This window comes from Streptomyces sp. NBC_01216 (genome assembly GCF_035994945.1).
Classification (GTDB): Bacteria; Actinomycetota; Actinomycetes; order Streptomycetales; family Streptomycetaceae; genus Streptomyces.
Window position 1 is genome coordinate 5176428 of the sequence record NZ_CP108677.1, and the last position, 23836, is coordinate 5200263.

Below are 23836 nucleotides of genomic sequence, written 5' to 3' on the forward strand. Positions count from 1 at the left end.
CCGGCGGGGCGCGACGTAGCCTGCGGGCGCCATGGACTATTGCCACCCGTGCCGACGGCATCTCAACGGCGCCCTCGCCTGTGCCGGATGCGGGACCCCCGCCGAGGAGCTACGGCACGAATCCCCCCACGCCTACGTCCCCGCGGTCGAGACCGGGCACGTCTACGAACTGGACCCGGTCGAGCCACCACAGGGTTCGGCGCAGGGCGGCGGCCGTGCCGCGCGTCGTCGTGCCGCGGCCGGTTCGGCGGTCACGGAGCGGGCCGTCGCGCGTCGCGATCGTCGGTCCCGCGGCCGTAGGGGCCGCACCGTCCTGGCGGGCGCCCTCGGAGTGATGCTGGCCGCCGGGGCCCTCGGCCTGGCGAAGACCCTCGCGGAGGAACCGGCCGAGGGGGGCGCCGCCACCGCCGTCCGGGAGGAGGACGTCGTCGAGAGCTCACTGCCGCCCGAGCCCTCGCGCGATCCCGGGGAGACCGAGGGGCCGCGACCGGTCCGGGAGCCCGCCCCCGCGACATCCCCCGGCACCCGCGCACCGGCCTCCGGACCTCCCGGCGCGGGTGCACCGGGCACGGGCGGCGGCACGCGGGACTCCGCCACCGGTACGGCGGGGTCGGGCGGCCCGGAGCCGTCCGCCTCGGGCTCCCCTTCCGGCCCGGCCGACGGCCCCGAGGCGAGTCCGAGCGCCACGGTCTCGCGCCACCCCGCCACGACGGTCCCCGGCGATCAGCCCTCGACCGGCACCCCGTCCCCCACGCCGTCGCCGACGGAGAAGCCCTGCACCCCGTTCCTGTGGTGGTGCGTCTGAGAGCCTGCCGGGTGCCGCGCGGGGCGGGGTGTCAGAGGGTGCCCTCGCCCAGCATCCGTTTCAACAGATCGCGCAGCAGGGCCCGCTCGGCGTCCGAGAGCCGGCCGAGCGGCTCGCGGGCGAAGTCCAGGGACTCCCGCAGTCGCCGCGAGGTGTCCAGCCCCTCCGGGGTGGGTGCGGCCAGCTTGACCCGCCGGTCGTCCGGATCGGGGCGGCGCTCCACCAGCCCGCGCGACTCGAGCCGGTCGACGATCCCGGTGACGTTCGACGGCTCGCACCGGAGTTTCTGGGCGATCCTGCGCATGGGGACCGGCTCCAGCGAGAGCAGCCCGAGGACCCTGGCCTGCGCGCCGGTCAGCGAGTGCTGGGCCGCCGCCTGCTCGTACTCCGCGTAGTACCGCGCCACGACCGTACCGATCAGCTCGACGACTTCGAGGGTCAGGGGGTCTGTGCGTGAGGAGGCCATGCGTCACATCGTACCCGGATACTTGACAACATGAAATATCCAGGTGCATGGTTGTTTCACGTTGTTAAGTATTGGCAACGTGAAGTGTTCTCAGTCTGAAGCTTTTCCAGGAGGCCGTGCAGATGTCCGTACTTCCCGTGTCCAGCCGTGAGTGGCACCTCGTCGCCCGCCCGCACGGCTGGCCCACCCCGGCCGACTTCGCCCTGCGTGAGGCGCCCGTCGGCGAGCTCGCGGAGGGCCGGATTCTCGTCCGGAACCTCCACTTCTCCGTCGACCCCTACATGCGAGGCCGGATGAACGACGTCAAGTCGTACATTCCGCCCTTCGCGCTGGATCACCCCATGGACGGCGGTGCGGTCGGCGAGGTCGTGGCCTCCGCCGCCGAGGGCTTCGCCGTCGGCGACCACGTCCTGCACGGCCTTGGCTGGCGCGAGTACGCCGACGTCCCGGCCCGGCAGGCCACCAAGGTCGACCCGGAACTCGCCCCGCTGTCCGCCTACCTCGGTGTCCTCGGTATGACGGGCCTGACCGCCTACGCCGGTCTCTTCGAGGTCGCCTCCTTCAAGGAGGGGGACGCCGTCTTCGTCTCCGGCGCGGCTGGGGCCGTCGGCAGTCAGGTGGGGCAGATGGCCAGGCTCAAGGGTGCCTCCCGCGTCATCGGGTCCGCCGGTTCCGACGAGAAGGTCAAGCTCCTGGTGGAGGAGTACGGCTTCGACGCGGCCTTCAACTACAAGAACGGGCCGGTCCGCGACCAGCTCCGCGAGGCCGCCCCGGACGGAATCGACGTCTACTTCGACAACGTCGGCGGCGACCACCTCGAGGCCGCGATCTCCTCGCTCAACGTCCATGGACGTGCCACCATCTGCGGCATGATCGCGCAGTACAACGACACCGAGCCGGTCCCCGGGCCGCGCAACATGGCCATGATCATCGGCAAGCGGCTGCGCCTCCAGGGCGTCCTCGTCGGCGACCACTACGACCTCCAGGGCCGCTTCGTCCAGGAAGTCGGCGGCTGGCTGCGCTCGGGTGAGCTCACGTACGGCGAGACCGTCGTCGAGGGCATCGAGAACGGCGTGGACGCCTTCCTCGGCCTCCTTCGCGGGGACAACACCGGCAAGATGATCGTTTCGGTGACCGGTTAGTCTTTCCTCAGCCGTCGCGATCGTGGGCGCGAGTCGCGGCGAACCAGCAGAGGGAAATACCCAGGTGTCCATCCAGCAGACCGACGTCGTGTACACGGCGATCGCCACCGCGCAGAACGGACGCGACGGCCGCGTCGCCACCGACGACGGCCGACTCGACGTCGTTGTCAACCCGCCCAAGGCCATGGGTGGTTCCGGTGACGGAACCAACCCCGAGCAGCTCTTCGCCGCCGGCTACAGCGCCTGCTTCCAGGGTGCGCTGGGCGTCGTCGCACGCAACGAGAACGCCGACGTCTCCGGCTCGACGGTCACCGCCGAGGTCGGCATCGGCAAGAACGGCGACGGCTTCGGCCTCATCGTCAGGATCACGGCGGCCATCCCGAACGTCGACGCGGAGACCGCCAAGGGCCTGCTCGAGAAGGCCCACCAGGTCTGCCCGTACTCCAAGGCGACCCGCGGCAACATCACCGTGGAGCTCGCCGTCTGAGATCCGCGTAGGCTTGTGGAGGGCCGCACCCCGACCGACCGGGGTGCGGCCCTCTCTGCATATGCCAAAGGCAATGCGTGCCGGTTCATTCACATCGAAGAATGTGAATGACGAGGGTTGACGTAGTCCTTTGACGATCACTAGTTTCTCGGACGGCTCGTCAACCAGAACGAGCCACCGCGCTCACCGGCGCACAGCAATCCTGCACCGTCTGTACGGCACCACCTTGCCCGTAAAGATCCGATTCCGGTTCACCCCTCGTCCGGAGGCAGTCAAGTTGCACCCCTCACCCCTCATGCTCTCCAGCCGTCCCGGCCGAGCCCCCGCCTGTTCACGCGGCGGCGTCTCCGAAGTCTCTCGGTCCATGTTCTGACGGCCCGGGCCTCAGCCCGCTCGCCTGCCGGTCCGATTTCCGCGACCGCGGATCCCCGCGCTGTTCTCCGGCGTTTCCCCGCTGATTCACATGCTCACCGCCCTTCGGCGGACTCTTGTGCTCGGAGCCTGTGATCCGGCATGCCTTCTTCCGGAATTCCCACGTTTTAGAGCCGTTCCGACGTGTGCTTCTCTTTCTCCGCCCCACCCACCGAAAGGTTCATGGCTGCGATGAGTGCTGCCCCGATCACGGCGTCGGTCGAGCGACGGTCCCTCCCTGTCGGCGGCAAGGGGACCCTCTGGGCCGCCCGCCCCGCCTACGGCGTCTTCGAGTACCGCGGCCGGCCTCTGCGCATCGAGGTCGAGGACCCGGCCGAGGTCCTTTTCCCCACCGACTGCGGTCTGAGTCTGGTGGCCGCCCTCAACCACGAGAGCGCCCCCGATCCCCGCGGTCTCACCGCCTTCGACCTGGGCTGCGGCTCCGGTCTCTACACCGTGGCCCTGCTCTCCGGCGGCGCGTCGCACGTCACGGCCCTGGACGTGAACGCCGCCGCGGCCGGTGACACCCTGCGCAACGTCGCCAGGAACGGTCTCGACGTCAACCGGGTGAGCTGCGTCGCCGCGGACCTGTCCCGTTACGCGCCGGTCGAGAAGGCCGACCTCGTCGTGACCAACCCGCCGCACCTGCCCTACGACCCGCGCTACTCCACCGACAGCGGGCTGGAGACGGCCCTGGTCGCCGGCCGCGAAGGGCGCGGCATGTACGACGCCGTGGTGGCCCGCATCGACGACCTGCTCGTCCCCGGCGGTCGCCTCGTGATGGCCCATTCCTCGCTCGCCGACGTGTCGCGGACCGTCGCGGAGATGCGGCAGAAGAACTACGCGGTGCGCACGATCGAGGTCTGCGAGATGGATATTCCGCTGGAGAGCTACGCGGAACACAAGGACATCATGCTCGGTCATCTCGAAAAGCTGCGTGCCGACGGACGCGCCGAATTCGAGGGCGAGCGATTCATGGTGCACGCGCTGGAGTTCACGCGCTCTGTCGATTCCGCAGACGCCTGAGCACCCCGAACGCGCCGAAAAACGCACGAAAAACGCACGAAAGACTCGACGAGGGGGAAACGCATGACGATCGACGGAAGTGCGGTGCACATTGCCGCTGACGAGGTGGACGGCCTGCTGAGCCGCCACTTCGCCGAGAAATTCGACACCGCGGCGACGGCCGAGATACGTGAGAAATTCGCGGCGGAGCACATCGTCCCGCTGCGTGGCCTGCTTCCGCCGGAACTCTTCGTTCCGATCCGGGACGAGGCTTTCGGCATCATGGACCGTCACGGGGTCAGCCACGATCTCACCTTCGAGATCACCGACAACACCCCGCGCAGCATGACCACCGTGGGCCAGCCCGTCATCAAGGACGAGGGCCCGCTGATCGACGCCTTCTACTTCTCGCCCCGGGTGCTCGACCTCGTCTCCCGCGTCGTCGGCGAGAAGGTCCACACCTGCCCCTACGCGGGCGAGCACTACGTCATCAGCCGCCTGCTCAAGTCCGGCGACACCCACGGATGGCACTGGGACGACTACACCTACGGCATCATCCTGGTCCTCGAGGCCCCGCACTACACCGAGGGCGGCTTCGTCCAGGCGGTCTCCCACACCTCCTGGGACAAGGAGAACCCGGACGTTCACGGTGCGCTGATCAGCAGTCAGGTGCGGTCCTACGCGCTGGAGCCGGGTGACGCCTACGTCGTCAAGACCAACACCACGATGCACCGCGTGTACCCGATCCGCGGCGAGGGCCGCCGCACGATCGTCAACATGACGCTGGCCAGCGACGACGACCTGAGCCGCCCGATGACGCACGAGACCAACGACGCCCTCTTCGGCGGCGTCCGCGATCCGCGAAGCGCCGGCTGACCCCCCGGGTCGTCCACCGAGGAGCCGAACGATGCAACCACGCGAGACGATGCGCGGCCTGCCGCGCGTCGCGCAACCCTTCCTGACCTGGGTGACCGGTGTGCCGCTGGCCGGCGCCGCGCCCCGCGTCATGTGGCGTCCCACCCTGGCCCTGGTCGCCGGTGCCCTGCAGACCGCCGCCTCCGTGGCCGTCGGCGCCTGGGCATTCACCCAGGTCTGGTACGTCCTCGTCCCCGTCCTGGTGCTCACCTGGCCCGTCACCGCCGGTGGTATGCGGCGGCTGGACGTGGTCGTCGTCCACCAGACCCTGCACCGGATGTTCACCGCCTCCAAGGAAGGCAACCGGGTCGTCAGCGAACTGATCACCACGGTGCTGTGGCGTCCGCCCTTCGACGGCAACCGCCAGGAGCACCTCACCCATCACGCGTTCCCGTGCTCCCTGAAGGACGGCGACACGCTCTACCTCCAGAGCACGGGCGCCCGCCCCGGGATGACCCGCAGGGAGTTCCGCGGGTACCTCCTGCGGGCGGTCCTCTCGCCCCGCCACCACTGGTCGTTCCTGTCCAGCCGGCTCCGGGCGAACTTCCTGACCCGCTCACCGCTGTACCGGATGGCGATGGCCTACGCCTTCCTCGCCGCCACCGTGGCCCTGCTGACGCTCACCGGCTGGTGGGCGCAGTGGCTGCTGCTCTGGGTCGTGCCGCTGACGTTCTTCTTCCAGAACCAGACGCTGCTCTACACCCTCAGCGAACACCGCTGGTGGCTCTACGACAACGCCGAGCGCCTCACCAAGGCACAGCGCGACGAGCTGACCTTCGGCCGGTTCTGCGGCCGGGCCGTCCCCGCGACCGAGGGCCTGGGCCCGGCCGGCCGCCTGACCGCGTGGACCGGCTGGTGGCTGCGGATGGCGCTGCTGTACGCCCCTTACCGGATGTGCATCCTCGTCGGCGACACCGTCCAGCACGACCTGCACCACGTCCGCCCCAAGTGCGACTGGGCGAACTCCTCGTGGGTCCGCAACGACGATCTCGCGACCGGGCACGCCGACCGCTACTACGAAGCCTGGGGCGGTCTGCTCACCCACGTCTACGTCGGCAACAGCGTCCGTGACTGGACCGCGGCGCCGTCCGCACCCCTCACCTCGTCGACGGCGGGGTGACCTCCGTGACCACACGAGCAAGGTCCATGAAGAAGATCCTCGTCGTCGACAGCACCGGACGCGGTCACGCGATCTGCGACCTGTTCACCCGCACCGACCCCGACGTCACCGTCTACTACGGCCCCGGCTGCGACGTGATCGACCACCCGCGCATCGTGCCCGCCCCCTCGGTCACGCTCACCGACCCGGCCGGCGCCCTGTCGTTCCTCGAACGCCACCCCGTGTCCTTCGTCTTCGTCTCCCACATCGACGCCCTGTCCCTCGGCTACGTCGACGAACTGCGGCGCGCCGGACACCGGGTCATCGGCCCGACCCGGGCCGCGGCGGCGCTGGAGTCCAGCAAGACGCGCGGCAAGGAGTTCTGCGCGAGCCACGGCATCCCGGTGCCCGAGTTCGAGGTCTTCACCGACCCCGACAAGGCCAAGGACCACCTGCGGACCCTCCCCTACCTCTGCGTCGTCAAGACCGACGGGCTCACGCCCGACGGCGACGGCTCGGTGGTCTGCGACTCGACGGCCGAAGCGGAGGCGGCCGTCGACCGTTTCGCCCGCGAGTGCGGCGAGGGCCTGCGGCTGGTCGTCGAGGAACGGCTGACCGGCCCCGAGATATCGGTGTTCGCCCTGCTCGACGGGGACAGTGCGCTGCTGTTCCCCACCGGGCTCGACTACAAGCGGACACTGGAGAACGACGCCGGCAAGAACTGTGACGGCATGGGGTCCGTCGCGCCCCACCCGGACGACAGTCCGGAGCTGCGCGAGGAACTGCGCACCACCCTCGTCGACCCGCTGGTACGCGGACTCAAGGCGGAGGGGCTGGACTTCACCGGCTTCGTCTACATCGGCGCCATGCTCACCCCGCGCGGACCCGTCGCCATCGAGATCAACGCCCGGTTCGGGGACTCCGAGGCCGAGGTCGTCCTGCCCGGCGTGCGCAGCGACTTCACCCTGTTGTGCGAGGCCGTGCTGGCCCGAGAACTCGGGCGGCACCGCCTGGAGACGGACGGCCTGGCCCGCTGCTCGGTCGCCCTGGTCCAGGGCAGCCTCGACCCGGGGGCGCCCGACGCCCTGGCCGGCTGGCCGTTCGGCGCCTTCGCCGTCGGCCAGGCGGTGAGCGGTCTGGATCGCGTCGACCCCGCCGAAGCGGTGGTGTTCTGCGCGAACGTCCGGCTCGACACGGCCGGGACCCCACGGACCACCGGCGGCCGGGTGCTCCACGTGGTGGGGGCCGGCGCCACTCCCGACCAGGCGCGCGCCCGCGCCTACGGTCAGATCGACCGCATCGGATTCCCCGGCATGCGCTACCGGGCCGACATCGGGGCCGTCGCGGTTCCGGCAGGGAAGTGAGCACCCACATGCCACGCAGAAGAGCCTTCGTCCTCTTCGAGTTCATGAACGCGATGCTCGTCACCGCCCAGGCCGCCAAGGCCCGCGGGTTCGCGGTCGTCGCCCTCAACCGCAACCCGTTGTGCGCCGAGGGCCCGTTCGCGGTGCCCGACGGCCTGGTCGACGAGTACGTGCAGGTCGCGTCCTGGACGGACCCCACCGTCGTCGAACCGCTGCTGAAGTACCTCACCGGCCGCTACGAGATCGCCGGCACCCACAGCGTGTTCGAAGGGGCCCTGGTCCACCAGGCCGCGTTGCGGGAACTCGCCGGGCTGCCGACCACCGACCCCGCGACCCTGCGAGGGATCCTCGACAAGGCACAGGTCCGCGCCCGGCTCCAGGAGGCCGGACTGACCGCCCTGCGGACGGCCCCGCTCGAAGAGGCGCTGGCCTGGGAGACCTGGGGCTTCGACCGGCCCGCCGTGCTCAAGCCCGCCAACGGCACCGGCAGTGCCCTGTGTTTCGAGGTCGCCTCACCCGGCGAGCTGCGCGCCGCCGTCGAGACGGTCGAGCGGACCGACGTCGTCAACCCCCTGATGCGGGACTACATCCGGGCCCATGGTTCCTTCGTCCTGGAGGAGCGGGCGGAGGGCGAGCTGCTGTCCGTCGAGTCGATGGTGCACCGCGGCGAGGTGGGCTTCCTCGGCCTCACCGGCCGCTACGTCCTCGCCTCCGACCCGGTGGTCGAGCAGGGCACCCAGATTCCTTACTTCCACCCGCACATGGAAAGCATCGTGGAGTTGTCGCGCGCCGTGCACGAGGCCCTCGGCTTCCACCACGGCGGCAGCCACCTGGAGTTCATGGTGGCGGAGGACGGCACCGCCGAACTCATCGACTTCAACGCGCGCTCCGCCGGCTTCGCCTCCCCGGTCACCACCGGCGCCGCCTACGGCATCGACTTCGGCGAAGTGCTCGTGGACGTCGGCTGCGGCATCCGGCCCGACCTCTCCTTCACGCGGCGGGCCCACCGGTTCGCCGTGGAGATGGTCGTCCTGCCGCGCCCCGGGACCACCGAGTTCCGGTCCATCGAGTTCCCGGACGACGCCCTCGCGCCCCGCGCCAGCAAGAGCGTCGGCGAGAAGCTCAGCGGGCGGGCCGACCAGCTCGACGCCGTGGGCATGTTCATCGTCACCGGCGACACGGCATCCGAGGCGCACCGGCGCGGCCTGCGGGCGCGCCGCGAGGTCGTCGTCAACGGCGAGCCGCTGGGTGATCACCCGAACAACGTCGTGGCCCACTCCCGCCACATCGGCCGGGACCTCCCGGCCCCGTCGCCGACCGGAGGACCCCGGTGACCCGCACGCACGAAGAGGCAGCCATGACGCAGGACGACGGTCCGGCCGCCGTGTTCGAGAGCCGGGAGTCGGCGGTCCGCTCCTACTCCCGTTCCTTCCCCGCCACCTTCGCGACCGCCCGGCGGGAGTTCGTGACCGGTGCCGACGGCACGCGGTACCTCGACTTCCTCGCCGGGGCGGGGGCCCTGAACTACGGCCACAACCCCGAGTTCGCCAAGCGGGCCCTGGTCGACTACATCGAGCGCGACGGTCTCACCCACGCCCTCGACCTGGCGACCACCGCCAAACAGGACTTCCTGGAGACCTTCGAGGCACAGATCCTGGCGCCCCGCGGCCTCGACCACCGGGTGCAGTTCTGCAGCCCCTCCGGTACCAACGCGGTGGAGGCCGCCCTGAAGGTCGCCCGGCTCGTCACCGGGCGCACGAACGTCGTCGCCTTCGGCGGCGGGTTCCACGGGGTCAGCACGGGCGCGCTGGCCGCGGTGGGTTCGGAGTTCTACAAGCAGGGGTTGCGCGCCACCCTGCCGACGACGACTCACATCCCCTTCCCCGACTCACCCATGGGGCCCTTCGACTCCCTCGACCTGCTCGACCGGCTGGTGTCGGACAGCAGCTCCGGCGTCGAGAAGCCGGCCGCGGTCATCCTGGAGACGGTGCAGTGCGAGGGCGGGGTGTACGTCGCCCCGACGGATTTCCTCGTGGGCTTGCGGGCCTGGTGCGACACACACGGGGTGCTCCTGATCGTCGACGACATCCAGGTCGGCTGCGGCCGGACCGGGACCTTCTTCTCCTTCGAGCGTGCCGGGATCCGCCCGGACCTGATCACCCTCTCGAAGTCGATCAGCGGCTACGGCCTTCCGATGGCGCTGCTGCTGGTGAAGCCCGAGTACGACGTGTGGAAGCCGGGCCAGCACAACGGCACCTTCCGCGGCAACCAGCTCGCCTTCGTCACCGCGGCGGAGACCGTCCGCACCCACTGGGCGGACGGCTCGGGCGACGCCTTCGGCGCCGAGGTGCTGCGCAAGGGCGAGATCGTCGCGGAGTACCTGCGACAGAACGTGACTTCGCGGTTCGCCGCGTCGGTGCGCGGCCTCGGGCTGATCTGGGGGATCGACGTGAGCCCTGCCGGAATCTCCGGGGCCAAGGTGTCGCGCCGCTGCTTCGAACGCGGGCTGATCGTGGAGACCTGCGGCCGGGACAGCGAGGTCGTCAAGATCCTCCCGCCGCTGATCCTCTCCGACGACAGCCTGACGGCCGGCCTCGACATCATCGTCGAGGCCCTCTACGACGAGGCCCAGAACGGCCGGCGGGCCACCGCGGGCGACCCGCTCGCCACGACGCCCCACGCCACCACCTCGTGACCACCGGAGGAATTGCCAGCATGAACACGATCCTGATCATCGGCGGGCGGCTGCAGGCCATCGAGAAGGCGAAGGCGCTCGGCCTGCGGGTCGTCCTGCTCCAGCACAAGGAGCGGCTGCTGCCCGGGCAGGCCGAGGCGGCCGACGCCCTGCTGCTGGTGGACTACCTCGACTGGGACGTCACCTGGCCGATCGTCCGCGCCGCCCACGAGGCGTACGGCTTCACGGCCGTCATGACCCTGGTCGAGCAGGCGACCGAGCTGGCCGGCCGGCTCAACGACCGCCTCGGGCTCGTCGGCACCTCCTACGAGGTGGCCAACCGGCTGCACGACAAGCTCAGGATGCGCGAGTGGCTGCACCACAGCGGCTTCGAGTCGGTGGGCTGCGCCGAGGTCAAGAGCGCCGCGGACGTACGGGAGTTCGGCACCCGCCACGGCTATCCGGTGATCGTCAAGCCGCTGGACGGCACCGCGAGCCGCGGCATCGCCGTCATCGACGGGCCGGACGAGGCCGACGCCGCCTGGGCCGAGGTGGCCGGGCTCCGCGACCGCGACGACCTGCCGATGGCCACGTTCTACCCGGTCACCTCCTTCATCGCGGAGGAGTACATCGACGGCGTCGAGTACAGCGTGGAGACCTTCTCCTTCGCCGGCCGCCACATCGTCGTCTCGGTCACCGGCAAGTTCCACGACGGCGTGGTGGAGATGGGGCACGCGCTGCCCGCCGTCCTCGACCCCGAGGACGAGCGGACCATCGTCGACCACGTCGTCGGCTTCCTGACCGCGGTCGGACTCAAGGACGGTGTCGGCCACACCGAGATCAAGCTCTCCTCCAAGGGCCCGAGGATCATCGAGGGCCACGACCGCGTGGCGGGCGACCGGCTGCTCGACTTCATGGCCGTCACCCACGGGGTCGACCTGGAGCAGTACGCCGCCGGCTGGCCGTTCCGCCTGGTGACCGAACTCCACGAGCGACCGAAGGCGGTCCGCGGTGGGGCGACGAAGTGGGTCAACGGCAGCCCCGGTGTCGTCGAGTCCGTCGAGGGCGTCGACGAGGTCCGCGCGCTGCCGGGCGTCCTCGGCGTCGACGTGTACCTGGAGCCGGGCGACGTGATCAGCCCGATGACCGACAACTACGGCCGGCACGTCCAGGTCCTGGTCACCGCCGAGGACACCCCGGCCGCCATCGAGCGCTGCGACGGAATCCTCGACCGGATCCGCGTGGTCACCCGGCCCGTCCAGGGCTGACCCCGCACCCGTCACGTTCGAACGAAGCGAGAGAGAGCCAGGAAGTGGCAACCACCGTCGAACCCGAGTCGATAGGCCGGAAACTCGGCATCCCACGGTTGAAGGGGCACGGCAAGTTCGTCTCCGCGAGTCTGATCGACAGCCTCGGCACCGGTCTGATCCTGGCGTTCACGGTGGTGTACTTCGCCCGGACCACCTCGGTGTCGCTGGCCGCGATCGGCGCCGCGATGACGGTGGCGCGCCTGCTCGCCCTGCCGACGTCGGTGATCGTCGGCCCGCTGATCGACCGGTTCACCGCCCGGCGCACGGCTGCCTGGGGCAACCTGGTGTCCGTCCTGGGATACCTCGGCTTCCTCCTGGCGCACTCCGTGTGGCAGATCGTGATCGTGGTGTTCCTCGTACAGGTGGGTCACACCACCTACTGGACGTCCAGCAGCGGCCTGGTGGTGCTCGCCGCCCCCGAGGACCGGCGCACCACCTGGTTCGGCTTCATGACGGCCCTGCGCAACACCGCGATGGGCATCGGCGGAGCACTGGCCGCCTTCGCCTTCACCCTGGGAGAGGGGACGGCGCTCCACGCCATCGTCATCGGCAACGCGGCCAGCTACGTCCTCGCGGCCATCCTGCTGTACGCCTGGCGGCCCTCCCCCCAGGAGACGCCTCCGGAGGCCCCGCACCCGGCCGCCGACGTCATCCTCGACGCGGCCCCGGAAGAGCGGACCGCCCCGCCCGAACAGCCCCGCGCGGGCTACGCGACGGTGCTGAGGGACTTCTCGTACACGCTGCTCATCGGGGTCAACGCCACCATGGTGTTCGCCCAGATGCTGATCAAGGTGCTGCTCGCGATCTACATCGTCGAGGCCCTGGAGATGCCGGCCTGGACCGCGGGAACCCTCATCGTGGTCAACGCGGTCCAGGTCTCCCTCACCCAGACCCTGGTCGCCCGCAAGGCCGAATCCTCCCGGATGACCCGCGCCGTGATGCTCGCCGCGTTGCTCAACACGGCGGCGTTCGCCCTGTTCGCCGTCCTCTATGTCACCCCCGACGCCGTGACGTACGTCGGGCTGCTCCTCGCGATGATCGTCTTCACCCTGGCGGAGGTCATCGCCTTCCCCGCCCTCGACACCCTGAGCGTGTCGATGGCGCCCAGCACCATCCGAGGCCGGTACCTGGCCACCTACCAGCTGTCCTGGACCGTCGGCGAGGTCGTCGCACCAGGGCTGCTCACCTTCCTCCTCGCCCGGGGCGAGGTGCTGCCGATGGTCTTCCTCGCCTCGTTGAGCCTGCTGGCCCTTCCGCTGCTCCTCGCCCTGGAGAAGAGAGCGAGGACCACGGTGTCCGAGACCTCCGGAACCCTCGGTGCGTCCGACGAGAACAAGACGAACAAGATGAGCGAGACGAACGAGACGATGACAGGAGAAAGCGCATGAAGACGGTCGTCGTGATTTCGACCCGGGGCTTCGGAGTGTTCCGCCACGATCTGCTGGTGGAGCCGGACCAGGTGCGGTTCGTCGGCATCTTCTCCGAGCAGGACAGCGCCAACGTCTCGCCGGAGGAGCGGGAGTACTTCCACGCGATCCACGTCGTCCCCTGCGGACTCGACGACCCCTCGTACACCGAGTCCTCGATAGCCGACCCGGCGTCCGTCCGGGCCCTCGTGCGCGAGCTGGCATCCGAGTGCGGCCCCGGCGAGCTCACCCTGCACTGCTTCGACGAGCGCAATCTGCTGCTGACCGGCGAGCTGCGTGAGGAACTCGGCCTGTCCGGCCCGACCTACGACGACCTGCTGCCCTACCGGGACAAGTGCCTGATGAAGGAGCGACTGGCCGGCACCGGCCTGCGCGTGCCGAAGTTCGGCCGCTTCGACGCGGAGGCCCACGCGGCCGATCCGGCGGCCTACCTGGACCGGATCACCGCCGAGGTCGGTCTGCCCTTCGTGCTCAAGCCCGTCGACGCGGCCTCCGCCGACGGCGTCTACAAGGTGTTCAGCGCGGAGGAGTTCCACGCGCTGCCCGCGGACCTCGGGCGCAGCTACGAGTACGAGGAGCACATCGACGGCACCATGTACAGCGTCAACCTGGTGACGCGGAGCGGCGAGACCGTCTTCGGCGGGGTGACCGAGTACCTGGTCAACTCCACCGAGGTGCAGAAGGGCCGGGTCAACGCCGACATCAATCTGATCGACTCCGACCCCCGGGTGCCCCGCATGGTGGCCTTCGCCGAGACCGTCCTGGACGCGCTCGGCCGACTGGACGGCGGAAGCCACCTGGAACTCTTCCACACCAAGGACGACGAGCTGGTCTTCCTCGAGGTGGGCGCCCGATTCAAGGGCCTGGCCGGGCTCGCCGCCATGCAGGAGAACTACGCGGTCGCGCTCCTCAACCTCGCCTTCGAGATCGAGGCGGGGCTGTCCAGCCGCCCTTGGGACCAGGAGCAGATGTACTGCTTCGACGCCGTCATTCCGAAGCGCCCCGGGGTCGTCGCCGAACTCCTCGACCCGGACGTCGAGAGCGACTTCACCATGAAGTGGAAGGTGGAGAACGGCGAGGAGATCAAGCAGGGCGCCTCGCTCATCGACAACGGCGGTACCTTCCTCGTCCGCAACAAGGACTACGAGACCCTCTACCGGGACTTCGAGAAGCTGGCCGGGTACACCCCGATCCGCTACACGGACGAGGTCTGACGCCGTGCTCCGACGCGCACGCGAAGCGGAAGCCGTCGACATGCCGTCGCTGCGTGCGGCCGTCGGCCGCATCGTCGAGGCGGACCGCTTCGACGGCTGGCTTGCCGAGCTGCCCGACCACGTCCTGGTGGCCGTGGCGGCACCGCTCGAAATGCTCGGATTCCAGCATTATCTGACGCCCCCTCAAGACGATCTGCTGGTCAGGGCGGCGCGCGTGGTGTGGGACTCTGTCGCCGGTCTCCTGGACGACTGCCCGGCCGATCTGGCGGCCGAGTTCGCCTCTCTCGGCGCCGCCGTCACCCCCTGTGACGCCGGCCGGGCGTCGCGGCCAGGGGCCCGCTGAGCCGACGCGACACGAAAGATCAGGAGTCCCTCCGTGCACTACACCGCTCTCGACCTGGACCGGGCCGGCGACCGGCGTTCGGACGCCGCATGGGTCGCCGCACAGGCCGTTCGTCCCGGCACCCGGGTGCTCCCGCTGTGGCGGGACCGCTGCCTCACCCAGGACGGGACGCCGGTGGCACGGACGGCCGGATCGGCGGCCTCGCTGCTCGCGGAGGCCGCCGAACCGGTGCTCCTGGGACTCGACGGGGACGAGGCGGTCTTCGCGGCCGACCTGTCCGCACTGGAGGAGGGCCGGGCGCTGGCGCTCGCAGGGGCCGACGCCGTCCACGACGTACGGCAGCTCGTCGCGCACATCAGCCCGGCCGAGGCGGGCCTGCTCGCCTACGCCCGCGGTCTTCTGCACTGGCACCGCAACCAGCGGTTCTGCGGCGCCTGCGGCGGACCCTCCGAGGCCCGGCACGGCGGCCACCTGCGGGTGTGCCGCGACTGCGGGAAGCTCCTCTTCCCGCGCATCGAACCCGCGGTGATCATGCTGATCGAGCGGGCCGGACAGCCCGGACGCTGCCTGCTCGCCCGGCACGCCCAGTCCGGACCGCAGTCCTTCAGCACCCTGGCAGGCTTCGTCGAGGTCGGCGAGAGCCTGGAGGACGCGGTCCGCCGCGAGGCATTCGAGGAGGCGGGCGTCCAGGTGAAGTCCGTCGCCTACCAGGGCTCGCAGGCGTGGCCCTTCCCGGCCGGTCTCATGGTCGCCTTCCGCGCCGAGGCGGCCTCGGACACCGTCCGGGTCGACGGCGAGGAGGTCGTGGACGCCCGCTGGTTCACGGCGGCCGAACTGCGGGCCCACATCGACGCGGGGCACGTCTACCGCCCCGACTCCATCGGCAGGTTCCTCATCGAGGGCTGGATCGCCGAGCACACCGAGAGCGCCGACGAATGAAGCGAAGGGATCACACGGATGGATGAAACCGATGGCTGACGCGTCGGCGGCCCCGGAGTCCCGGGGGCCGCTGCCCGGGTCCCGGGTCCTGGCCGTCCCCGCCGCCGAACCGGGCCGGGCCCTCGACTACTTCCTCCGGGTCCGGCTGTCCTGCGAGACGGACCCCTACGACGTCCACCACGACCTGTCCGAGGGAGCGACGGGCTTCCTCCTGCTCGACGCCCGCCAGGAAGCCGCGCACCGGGAGGAGAGCCTCCCCGGCGCGCTGAGCGTTCCGCACACCACGATGACCGACGAGCGCCTGGCCGCCCTCGACCCCGGACCCGTCTACGTCACCTTCGGCTGGGGCCCCGCCTGCAACGCCGGCACGAAGGCCGCCGCGCGACTCGCGTCCGCCGGGTTCCGGGTCAAGGAGATGATCGGCGGTCTGGAGTACTGGAAAAGCCAGAACTATCCCACGAAGCCAAAGGGTGAATGAAGTGAGCGCGGAGATCAAGCGTGTCATCGACGAGGTCGACGGCATACGCGAGGGCCTGGACCGCAGTGCCCCACGCGACCCCGAATTACTCGACGGCCTGCTCAAACAGATGGAGAACTCCCGCCATCTGCGCGAACAGCCCATCGCGCGGGCCCTGATGGAGGACCTCCGCGGCTACGGTGCGGAGCCCCGGCTGCGGCGGACCAAGGCCCACATCAACTCCGCGCGCGACCGGCACATCTTCTCGTTCTTCGACGCCTCCTACTTCCCCCGGCTGTCCCTCGACTACCTGACCTACGAGCCGCTGCCGACCCACCCGCTCCTCGCGGAACGGTACGCCAGCAACACCATGCCGGTGAACATCACCGCCTGCTCCGGGGGATTCGAGTCACGGGTCGTCGTGGCTCTCTTCCCGGAGAACCACATCGACGGCCGGCAGGACCCGGACGACCTGATCTTCTACTTCATCGACAAATTCGTCGAACGCCACCATCGCGTCACCCGGAAGATGATCGACGCGGTGATGGCGCCGGGGAGCTTCCCGCTCATCCAGGGAGCCGACGAGGATCTCGTCGAAGGGGCCTCCGCCTGGTGGGTGCGGCTGCACGAGTTCCACCACCGGCAGGGCGACATGCCCATCCCGGACTACCTTCACGCCAAGAAGCTCAAGCCGCTGGCCGGCCTGGAGGAACTGCGCGTCGACGTCTCCTCGATGCTGGTCTGCCTCCGCGACGACGAACTGCCCGCCGACGAGGCCAGGCGCGCGTACGAGTACATGCTGGCCGAACGGCTGCTGCGGTACGCGGTCGAGGGCATCCCACGGCCGAACTACGACGCCGTCGCCTCCCAGCTGCTCTTCAACTACCTCTCGGAGAACGGCGGCATCGCCCTGCGCGGCGACCGGATCCACCTCGCCCCCGGGCTCCCGGACGTGCTCGCCCGCTTCCTGGCCGAGATCGAGGCCGTGGAACGGCGCATCCGTACCGAGTCCGTGGCGGACGTGAAGGCCGGACTGCTCGCCTTCACCAACGCGTACACCGACTACGACGAGGATGCCAGGGACTACCGTCACATCCCGTTCTTCGCCGATGTCAAGCAGCGGCTGGGCGTCTGAGCCTCCATGGCTCCCTCGCCCGCGACACCCCTTTCCCTGCCCGCCCGGCTGGTCCTGGCCGCCCACGCGGACCGGCGGCTGCGCTCCCGGATGTTCCGGACGGAGCTGGGGTACGGCGCGGCCGGCGCGGCCCTGCTGGAGCTCGCAGCGGAGGAGCGGATCAGCGTCTCGCACGAAGCGATCGTGGTGCGCGACGCGCGGCGGGACGCCGATCCGGTCGTCGACCGCGTCCTCGGACAGCTGCTCTTCGCCGACCGGGGACGCGGGCCGCGCCGCTGGGTGGAACGTCTGGGACCCACCGTCCTCGACGGGACCCGGGACCGGCTGATCGCCGACGGGCTGCTGGTGCCCGTACGACGCCGGATCCTCGGAGTGTTCCCGGTCCGGGGCGACATGCCCGCCGGCACCCCGGCCGCGCCCGACCACGCCGTCGTCCGGCTGCTCGACGCGCTGCGACGGCCCGGTGCGGCGTTCCGCCCGGAGTGCCCGGGTGCCCCCGCGTGTCCGGACGCCCCCGGCCGCGCGGACTGTCCGGCCTGCCCCGACCGCGTGGACCTGGTGGTGCCGGCGGTCCGGGCCGCCGTGGCCGCCGCGGCCCTCCCGTTCGCCTGCTCCGGCTGAAAGCGGGGGCCGTCCGGCCGGCCCGCCACCCCCGGATACGCTGATCCGCATGCGTGATTTCGGGGTGGGTTTCGGATACCTGATGCGTGGCCAGCGATGGGTCGGCCGCCATGGACGGTGGTTCGGTTTCGGGCTGCTGCCCGGTCTGGTGACGCTCGTGCTCTACGTGGGGGCGCTCATCGGCCTCGGCTACGGCGCCGACGACCTCACCGGCTGGGCCACTCCCTTCGCCGACGACTGGGGCTCGCCCTGGCAGGGGCTCCTGCGCGGCTTCCTGACCGTGCTGGTCTTCTGCCTCGGACTGTTCCTCGCGGTGATCACCTTCACCGCCGTGACCCTGCTGGTCGGCCAGCCCTTCTACGAGTCGCTCTCCGAGCAGGTCGACCGCGCCGAGGGCGGTGACGTACCCGAGTCCGGTCTGCCGCTCTGGCGCGACCTGTGGATCTCGGCGCGGGACAGTGTCCGGGTCCTGCTGCGGGTCGCGTTCTACGGAGTCCTGCTCTTCGCGTGCGGCTTCATCCCGGTGGCCGGGCAGACGGCTGTCCCGGTGATCGGCTTCTGCGTCTCCGGCTTCTTCCTCGCCGAGGAGCTGACGGCCGTCGCCCTCCAGCGCCGCGGCGTCGAACTGAGGGAGCGGCTGCGGATGCTGCGGGGCAGGCGTGTGATGGCCCTCGGCTTCGGGGTCCCGCTCACCCTCGCCTTCCTCGTTCCTTTCGTCGCCGTGTTCCTGATGCCGGGTGCGGTGGCGGGCGCCACCCTGATGGCTCGCGAGCTGACCGGGGAGAGCGCCGCGGAGGAGGGTTCCGACGGCGACGGTGACGGCGCCCGTTCCGGCGGCGCGGAGGCCGGCCGGACCACCTCCGCGCGCGGCGGGACGCAGTCCGCCGGCTGAGAGCCTGCCGGGCGGCCTCTGACCGGGCGGTCACGCCCAGGCACGCGCGCGCTGCCGGAGTTGCCGGCATGCCCCGGCAGCTCCGCTACAGCGGAGTCCCGCCCCGCGGGGATCGGCGGCACGGCTCTCAGTCCAGCACCGGATGCAGTTCGGTGCGCGCCTCCCACCAGGCGCGGTGGAAGGCGTTGCGGCCCACGTTCGCCAGATAGGCCAGGGCCGCGGCCCGGAACAGCAGCTCCGCGTCCGCCGACGGGACCGCCGCCCGGTTCCACGCCAGCCGGATCCGGCCGGTGATCGGTTCGCCGTCCAGCGGCCGGAGCACCGTGCCCGGCGTGGGCGGCGCCGTCGGCTGGCTGAGCGAGATGGCACGGCCTGAGGAGATCAGGTCGTAGTGCATCTTGCGGTCGGCGATCCGGTAGCGCAGCACGGGGGTGAACCCTGCCTTGGCGCAGGCGTCGACGAGTGCCTCCGGGCCGCCGTCGTCGTCCTCCACCAGGGTCATCCAGGTCTCGCCCGCCAGGTCCGCCAGCGTGATCCGCCGGCGCTCGGCCAGCCGGTGGGTGGCCGACATCCGCACGCAGAACGGTTCCTTCGGGACGAGTGTCCGTGCCAGCGTCCCCTCCGGCAGGGGCACTTCGTGGTCGTTGACCTCGCCGTAGACGATCGCGTCGTAGCGGCCCGCGCCGAGCATCCGGGTCAGCGTGGTCACCGAGTGCTCGACGCTGACGGCGATCTCCCGGCCCGCCATCACCGGCTCCAGCTGCTCGATCAGCCCGTCGACGAGCACGAGCAGGATGCATCCCAGCCGCAGCGAGGGATGCGGCGCGGCGGCCCGCGCCCCGGCCGCCAGCGCGTCCATCTCGCCGAGCACCCGGCGAGCCCGGGAGAGGACGAACTCACCGAGCGGGGTGGGCCGTACACCCTCCCTGCCACGGAAGAAGAGCTCGCCGCCGGCCGCCCGCTCGATGCGGCGCAGCTGCGCCGAGAGTCCGGGCTGGGAGACGCCGAGACGCACGGCAGCGCGCCCCAGGCTTCCCGCGTCGGCTATCCGGCAGACAGCCTCTAGATGCCTCAACTCCAGCTGCATCAGGGCAGCGTACGCAGGGTGCGGCGGCGGCACCATAACGCGGGACTTATGCCCGGTGGGATGTCCCGAACTGGCCATGTCCACGCCCATACTCGGCGCGACGATCCGTCTCCCCCACCCTGAAACGGAGCAGACGTTGCACCCCACCAGAGTTACGGCGGCCGTGATGGCCCTCGCGCTTTCGGCGAGCCTCGCGACCGCCCTCGCCGGCACCGCCACCGCGGCCCCGAAGGCCCAGCCCGCACCGCCCGGGCAGGGCAAGTCGCTCGCCCTCGCCGCCGCCGACAAGGCCGCGGACAGCGGCCTCGACGAGCTGCGCCACGGTGTCGACGAAGACCTCGTCCGCACCTCGGTCACCCCGTGGGCGAACGGGCTGTACTACGCCGCCTACCAGCGCACCTACCGCGGCCTTCCGGTCGTCGGCGGGGACGCGGTGGTCCTGTCCGACAGCAAGGGCAGGGTCCGGGACATCGCCGCCGCCCCGGCCCCCGCCATCAAGATCCCCACCAAGGCCAGGGTGAGGGCCGCCGCGGCCCTGGCCACCGCCCGCGGTCAGCTGGCCTCCGTCGAGAGCGCGAGCACCCCGGAGCTCACCGTGCTCCTCAAGGGGAAGAAGCCGGTGCTGACCTGGCATACCCGGGTCGTCGGACGGACCGCGGCGGACCGGCCGAGCGCGCTGGACACCTATGTGGACGCGCGGACCGGGAAGGTCACGCAGGCCACCGACAAGATCCTGCACGCCGAGGGACGCGGCTACCACAACGGCAACGTCACCATCGACACCGCCGCCTCCTCGATGACGGACCCCAACCGCTCGGGTTTCCGGTGTGGCGGACAGAACGGCAGTGCCTACACCGGTTCCTCGCCCTGGGGGAACGGCGGGGCCAACGACCTGGTCACCGCCTGCGTCGACATCATGTACGCGGCGCAGAAGGAACACTCCATGCTCAAGGAGTGGTTCGGCTACAACGGCCAGAACGGCCAGGGAGGCATGGTCCCGGCGCGGGCCGGCCTGAGCGAGGTCAACGCCTACTACGACGGCACGAAGACCACCTACGGCCGAAACCAGAACGGTACCAACCAGCTCACCGGCATCGACGTCGTGGCGCACGAGTACGGCCACGAGATCTTCGACCGGACCCCGGGCGGCTCCGGTTCGAGCAACGAGAACGGCGGGCTCAACGAGTCCACCGGCGACATCTTCGGCGCGCTCACCGAGCACTACGCCGACAACCCCAACGACACCCCGGACTACACGGTCGGCGAGAAGCTGAACTTCCTCGGCGACAACAAGCCGATCCGCTACATGTACAACCCGTCGCTGCACAACAACGACCCCAACTGCTACACCCAGTTGACCTCGGGCACCGAGGTGCACGCGGCGGCCGGACCGCAGAACCACTGGTTCTACCTGCTCGCCGAGGGCTCCAACCCGGGCGGCGGCAAGCCGAGCAGCCCCATATGCTCCGGCGGTCCGTCCTCCGTGACCGGCATCGGCATTCAGAAGGCCGGCAAGATCTTCATGGGTGCCCTGCTGAGCAAGACGTCCTCCTGGAATCACCGGGCCGCCCGCAAGGCGACCCTGGCCAGTGCGAAGAACACCTACGGCAGCGCCGAGTGCAACGCGGTGAAGGCGGCCTGGAACGCGGTCGCGGTCCCGGCCCAGTCCGGGGAGACCGACTGCGGCGGCACCGGCACCCCGGACTTCTCCCTCGCGTTGAACCCGTCCTCCGGGTCGGTCCAGGCGGGCGCCTCGGTGACCTCCACGGTCAACACCAGCACCACGGGCGGCAGCGCGCAGACGGTGCAGTTGTCCGCGAGCGGCGCCCCGAGCGGGGTCACGGTCTCCTTCAGCCCGTCCTCCGTGACCTCGGGCGGCTCCTCCACGATGACGGTCCAGGTCGCCGGCGGAACGGCCAACGGCACCTACCCCCTCACCGTGACGGGCACCGGTTCCGCCACGCACACGGTGACGTACCAGCTGAGCGTCGGCACCACCACGCCGCCGACCGGCTGCGCCGACACCGAGTACACCTACCGGGGCACCCTGAGCTCCGGCCAGGCCCAGGCACAGCCGGACGGTTCGTACTACTACTCGGCCACCTACGGCACCCACGTGGGCTGTCTGCGCGGCCCGGCGGGCACTGACTTCGACCTGTACCTGCAGAAGTGGAACGGTGCGGGCTGGGCGGACGTGGCCGTGGGCGGCACCCCGAGCGCCGACGAGGACATCCGCTACAACGGGAGCGCCGGCTACTACCGGTACGTGGTCCACGCGTACAGCGGTTCCGGCGCCTACACCCTGGGCCTGAGCGCCCCGTAGCGGCGCCCGGTCATCCGTCCACGGGCAGGGGGGTTCGTGACGGGTGACGCGGAGACCGCCTCCCCGCGGTCGAAGCCCCTGACCGGGCGGCCGGTTCCCCCGGCCGCCCGGTCTCGGCGTGCTCCCGGCGCCCGCGTCAGGCCGGTATCTCCATCAGGACGTACGCCGGACCCGCGTCGCCCGCGTCGGCGATCCGCGTGCCGTCCGGCCCCCAGCCGCCCGCGTGGCCTCCGCCGGCCCCGTCCTCGTTGCGGCCGAGGACGTTGCCCAGCACCATGTACAGCCCGAAGTCCCGCGCGCGCACGGGGTAGACCTCTTCGAAGGCGTCGCTGCCGACGGACACCACCGAGCTGGCGAGACAGGCCCGGCAGCCGTCCGCCGCCGCCCGCGCGGCGAGTTCCGGAAAGCGGTTGTCGTAGCAGGTGGTCAGGGCGAAGCGGACACCGTCCACCGTGAACCGGCCGTCCTCCGTGCCCGCCGCGAACACGTCCCGCTCGATGCCGTGCAGGTGCCGCTTGTCGTAGCGCGCGAGCAGGCCGCCGTCCGGGCCGACGACCAGGGTGGTGATGCCGGGCCGCCCGTCCGCCGTCCGTACCGGCCCGTTGACCACGGCCGCCACGCGCGCCGCGCGGCACGCCTCGCGGACCGGCTCGAGGCGGGGGTCGTCCTCGGTCAGGACGATGCCCGGGGTGTCCCGGACCAGGCTCGGCTCGTAGCCCGACAGGACGAGCTCGGCGAAGACGATCACACGGGCGCCGTCGGCGCCCGCGGCCCGGATCAGTTCCGCGACGGAGCGGACGTTGGCCTCGACGTCCCCGGCGGCCGGGGCGAACTGGGTAGCTGCGACGATCATGGTCCTCATCATCGCCGGTCGGGGTACCGGACGGAAACCCCGGGTGCCGCGCGGAGGCCGGGGTGGCGGTACACGCCCGGCGGGCCCGCGCCGTGGCCGCCGGCGGACTCAGCCGTTCGGCCGGCCCTCCGTGTCCCGGCTCCTGGTCTCGGGCCGTCCGCCGGCCCCGGCCCGTCCGCCCCCGTCGTGCGTGAGCAGCCGCAGGAAGTCCCGGAACGCCTCCGGCATGTCCACCGCCGCCGGGTCCAGCAGCCATTGGTACTGGAGCCCGTCCAACACCGCGGTGAGCAGCGGAGCCGCCTGTTCCGGCGTGAGCCCGCCGGGCAGCCGCTCGCCGAACTCGATCCGCAGGACCTTGGCCATCTCCTCGCGGACCTGGGTGTAGCGCTCGGTGAAGAAGTCGCGCGCCGGGTGCCCGTCGGTCACGCTCTCGCCGAGCAGCGCGGAGAAGGTCTGCACGATCCCCGGCCGCATCGCGTTGTACTCGACGAGGGAGTCGAGCAGGTCGAGGCGCCAGCCTTCGCGCCCTCGCCCGCCGCTCGTGTCCCACCGGTCGCGTTCCTGCAGCACCGCGACGAGCAGCGCCTCCTTCGTGGGGAAGTAGTGCAGCAGCCCCTGCTGGGTGAGGCCGACCCGTTCGGCCACCGCGCCGAGCGACGCACCCCGGTAGCCGCGCTCGGCGATCACCTCGAGGGCCGCCCGGACGATGTCCGCGCGACGCTCCTCGCTTCTGGCCCGCACCACCGCCGTGGCCCCCTTTCGCGCTTCCCGTCGGACGGGAATCCGTCGCACAGGACCGTACGTCATTGGAAGATAACGAATGTATTACGTATCCTACCTGTCTACAGGGGGCGGGGTCAGGATGGC

At 70.8% G+C, this 23836-nt stretch carries 23 protein-coding genes; 19 read left to right on the forward strand and 4 right to left on the reverse strand.

Annotated features, from left to right (window positions below):
* Positions 1-31: 31 nt before the first annotated feature.
* Positions 32-805, forward strand: a complete 774-nt coding sequence (locus OG393_RS23145) for an SCO2400 family protein (RefSeq protein ID WP_327376605.1) — start codon at positions 32-34, stop codon at positions 803-805.
* A gap of 31 nt (positions 806-836) precedes the next feature.
* Here OG393_RS23145 and OG393_RS23150 read toward each other — a convergent pair whose 3' ends face one another.
* A complete protein-coding gene (locus OG393_RS23150; protein WP_327376606.1) occupies positions 837-1271 on the reverse strand; it encodes a MarR family winged helix-turn-helix transcriptional regulator in 435 nt (144 codons plus the stop codon).
* Between the two features lie 122 nt (positions 1272-1393).
* Here OG393_RS23150 and OG393_RS23155 point away from each other — a divergent pair, with 122 nt between their 5' ends.
* The 17 genes from OG393_RS23155 to OG393_RS23235 all read left to right on the forward strand — a co-directional run bounded on the left by OG393_RS23155 (position 1394) and on the right by OG393_RS23235 (position 18706).
* Positions 1394-2413 carry an NADP-dependent oxidoreductase gene (locus tag OG393_RS23155; RefSeq protein ID WP_327376607.1) on the forward strand — a complete coding sequence of 340 codons (1020 nt, stop codon included), beginning with the start codon at positions 1394-1396 and terminating at the stop codon, positions 2411-2413.
* A gap of 64 nt (positions 2414-2477) precedes the next feature.
* Positions 2478-2900 (forward strand): organic hydroperoxide resistance protein, encoded by a 423-nt coding sequence (locus OG393_RS23160; RefSeq protein WP_327376608.1) that lies wholly within the window; start codon positions 2478-2480, stop codon positions 2898-2900.
* 603 nt (positions 2901-3503) lie between these two features.
* Positions 3504-4337: a methyltransferase gene (locus tag OG393_RS23165; protein ID WP_327376609.1), complete on the forward strand. Its 834-nt coding sequence runs from the start codon at positions 3504-3506 to the stop codon at positions 4335-4337.
* A 63-nt stretch (positions 4338-4400) separates the two neighbouring features.
* Positions 4401-5192: a HalD/BesD family halogenase gene (locus OG393_RS23170; protein ID WP_327376610.1), complete on the forward strand. Its 792-nt coding sequence runs from the start codon at positions 4401-4403 to the stop codon at positions 5190-5192.
* Between the two features lie 31 nt (positions 5193-5223).
* Entirely contained in the window at positions 5224-6351 is a 1128-nt protein-coding gene (locus OG393_RS23175) for a fatty acid desaturase (protein ID WP_327376611.1), read from the forward strand.
* Between the two features lie 5 nt (positions 6352-6356).
* The gene (purD, locus tag OG393_RS23180; RefSeq protein ID WP_327376612.1) at positions 6357-7694 is read left to right on the forward strand and encodes a phosphoribosylamine--glycine ligase; all 1338 of its coding nucleotides are present in this window, start codon (positions 6357-6359) and stop codon (positions 7692-7694) included.
* Between the two features lie 8 nt (positions 7695-7702).
* Entirely contained in the window at positions 7703-9028 is a 1326-nt protein-coding gene (locus OG393_RS23185) for an ATP-grasp domain-containing protein (RefSeq protein ID WP_327376613.1), read from the forward strand.
* 23 nt (positions 9029-9051) lie between these two features.
* Positions 9052-10389 carry an aspartate aminotransferase family protein gene (locus OG393_RS23190; protein ID WP_327376614.1) on the forward strand — a complete coding sequence of 446 codons (1338 nt, stop codon included), beginning with the start codon at positions 9052-9054 and terminating at the stop codon, positions 10387-10389.
* 20 nt (positions 10390-10409) lie between these two features.
* Entirely contained in the window at positions 10410-11636 is a 1227-nt protein-coding gene (locus OG393_RS23195) for an ATP-grasp domain-containing protein (protein ID WP_327376615.1), read from the forward strand.
* 44 nt (positions 11637-11680) lie between these two features.
* Positions 11681-13066 carry an MFS transporter gene (locus OG393_RS23200; RefSeq protein ID WP_327376616.1) on the forward strand — a complete coding sequence of 462 codons (1386 nt, stop codon included), beginning with the start codon at positions 11681-11683 and terminating at the stop codon, positions 13064-13066.
* Positions 13063-14319, forward strand: coding sequence for an ATP-grasp domain-containing protein (locus OG393_RS23205; RefSeq protein ID WP_327376617.1), 1257 nt, complete (start codon positions 13063-13065; stop codon positions 14317-14319). Before OG393_RS23200 ends, OG393_RS23205 begins: the two co-directional genes overlap by 4 nt.
* Before the next feature lie 4 nt (positions 14320-14323).
* Positions 14324-14662, forward strand: coding sequence for a hypothetical protein (locus OG393_RS23210; RefSeq protein WP_327376618.1), 339 nt, complete (start codon positions 14324-14326; stop codon positions 14660-14662).
* 33 nt (positions 14663-14695) lie between these two features.
* Positions 14696-15601, forward strand: a complete 906-nt coding sequence (nudC, locus tag OG393_RS23215; RefSeq protein ID WP_327376619.1) for an NAD(+) diphosphatase — start codon at positions 14696-14698, stop codon at positions 15599-15601.
* 31 nt (positions 15602-15632) lie between these two features.
* Positions 15633-16079 carry a rhodanese-like domain-containing protein gene (locus OG393_RS23220; protein WP_327376620.1) on the forward strand — a complete coding sequence of 149 codons (447 nt, stop codon included), beginning with the start codon at positions 15633-15635 and terminating at the stop codon, positions 16077-16079.
* A gap of 1 nt (position 16080) precedes the next feature.
* Positions 16081-17193, forward strand: coding sequence for a DUF6421 family protein (locus OG393_RS23225; protein WP_327376621.1), 1113 nt, complete (start codon positions 16081-16083; stop codon positions 17191-17193).
* A 6-nt stretch (positions 17194-17199) separates the two neighbouring features.
* Positions 17200-17814 carry a GOLPH3/VPS74 family protein gene (locus tag OG393_RS23230; RefSeq protein ID WP_327376622.1) on the forward strand — a complete coding sequence of 205 codons (615 nt, stop codon included), beginning with the start codon at positions 17200-17202 and terminating at the stop codon, positions 17812-17814.
* Positions 17815-17863: 49 nt separating this feature from the next.
* Positions 17864-18706: an EI24 domain-containing protein gene (locus OG393_RS23235; protein ID WP_327376623.1), complete on the forward strand. Its 843-nt coding sequence runs from the start codon at positions 17864-17866 to the stop codon at positions 18704-18706.
* A gap of 127 nt (positions 18707-18833) precedes the next feature.
* Here OG393_RS23235 and OG393_RS23240 read toward each other — a convergent pair whose 3' ends face one another.
* The gene (locus OG393_RS23240; RefSeq protein ID WP_327376624.1) at positions 18834-19793 is read right to left on the reverse strand and encodes a LysR family transcriptional regulator; all 960 of its coding nucleotides are present in this window, start codon (positions 19791-19793) and stop codon (positions 18834-18836) included.
* A gap of 166 nt (positions 19794-19959) precedes the next feature.
* On the opposite strand from OG393_RS23240, the gene OG393_RS23245 reads away from it, so the two are divergent.
* Positions 19960-22116 carry a M4 family metallopeptidase gene (locus OG393_RS23245; RefSeq protein WP_327376625.1) on the forward strand — a complete coding sequence of 719 codons (2157 nt, stop codon included), beginning with the start codon at positions 19960-19962 and terminating at the stop codon, positions 22114-22116.
* Positions 22117-22252: 136 nt separating this feature from the next.
* Here the strand turns inward: OG393_RS23245 and OG393_RS23250 are convergent, their stop codons facing one another.
* Positions 22253-22969: a carbon-nitrogen hydrolase family protein gene (locus tag OG393_RS23250; RefSeq protein ID WP_327376626.1), complete on the reverse strand. Its 717-nt coding sequence runs from the start codon at positions 22967-22969 to the stop codon at positions 22253-22255.
* Between the two features lie 108 nt (positions 22970-23077).
* Positions 23078-23713 (reverse strand): TetR/AcrR family transcriptional regulator, encoded by a 636-nt coding sequence (locus tag OG393_RS23255; RefSeq protein ID WP_327376627.1) that lies wholly within the window; start codon positions 23711-23713, stop codon positions 23078-23080.
* Positions 23714-23836 lie beyond the last annotated feature (123 nt).

Coding starts and splice junctions, on each gene's coding strand:
- OG393_RS23185 (WP_327376613.1), top strand. CDS start 7,703: ATGCCACGCAGAAGAGCCTTCGTCCTCTTCGAGTTCATGAACGCGATG.
- OG393_RS23145 (WP_327376605.1), top strand. CDS start 32: ATGGACTATTGCCACCCGTGCCGACGGCATCTCAACGGCGCCCTCGCC.
- OG393_RS23245 (WP_327376625.1), top strand. CDS start 19,960: ATGGCCCTCGCGCTTTCGGCGAGCCTCGCGACCGCCCTCGCCGGCACC.
- OG393_RS23205 (WP_327376617.1), top strand. CDS start 13,063: ATGAAGACGGTCGTCGTGATTTCGACCCGGGGCTTCGGAGTGTTCCGC.
- OG393_RS23195 (WP_327376615.1), top strand. CDS start 10,410: ATGAACACGATCCTGATCATCGGCGGGCGGCTGCAGGCCATCGAGAAG.
- OG393_RS23220 (WP_327376620.1), top strand. CDS start 15,633: ATGGCTGACGCGTCGGCGGCCCCGGAGTCCCGGGGGCCGCTGCCCGGG.
- OG393_RS23235 (WP_327376623.1), top strand. CDS start 17,864: ATGCGTGATTTCGGGGTGGGTTTCGGATACCTGATGCGTGGCCAGCGA.
- OG393_RS23170 (WP_327376610.1), top strand. CDS start 4,401: ATGACGATCGACGGAAGTGCGGTGCACATTGCCGCTGACGAGGTGGAC.
- OG393_RS23155 (WP_327376607.1), top strand. CDS start 1,394: ATGTCCGTACTTCCCGTGTCCAGCCGTGAGTGGCACCTCGTCGCCCGC.
- OG393_RS23230 (WP_327376622.1), top strand. CDS start 17,200: ATGGCTCCCTCGCCCGCGACACCCCTTTCCCTGCCCGCCCGGCTGGTC.
- OG393_RS23165 (WP_327376609.1), top strand. CDS start 3,504: ATGAGTGCTGCCCCGATCACGGCGTCGGTCGAGCGACGGTCCCTCCCT.
- OG393_RS23150 (WP_327376606.1), bottom strand. CDS start 1,271: ATGGCCTCCTCACGCACAGACCCCCTGACCCTCGAAGTCGTCGAGCTG.
- OG393_RS23190 (WP_327376614.1), top strand. CDS start 9,052: ATGACGCAGGACGACGGTCCGGCCGCCGTGTTCGAGAGCCGGGAGTCG.
- OG393_RS23175 (WP_327376611.1), top strand. CDS start 5,224: ATGCAACCACGCGAGACGATGCGCGGCCTGCCGCGCGTCGCGCAACCC.
- OG393_RS23240 (WP_327376624.1), bottom strand. CDS start 19,793: ATGCAGCTGGAGTTGAGGCATCTAGAGGCTGTCTGCCGGATAGCCGAC.
- OG393_RS23250 (WP_327376626.1), bottom strand. CDS start 22,969: ATGATCGTCGCAGCTACCCAGTTCGCCCCGGCCGCCGGGGACGTCGAG.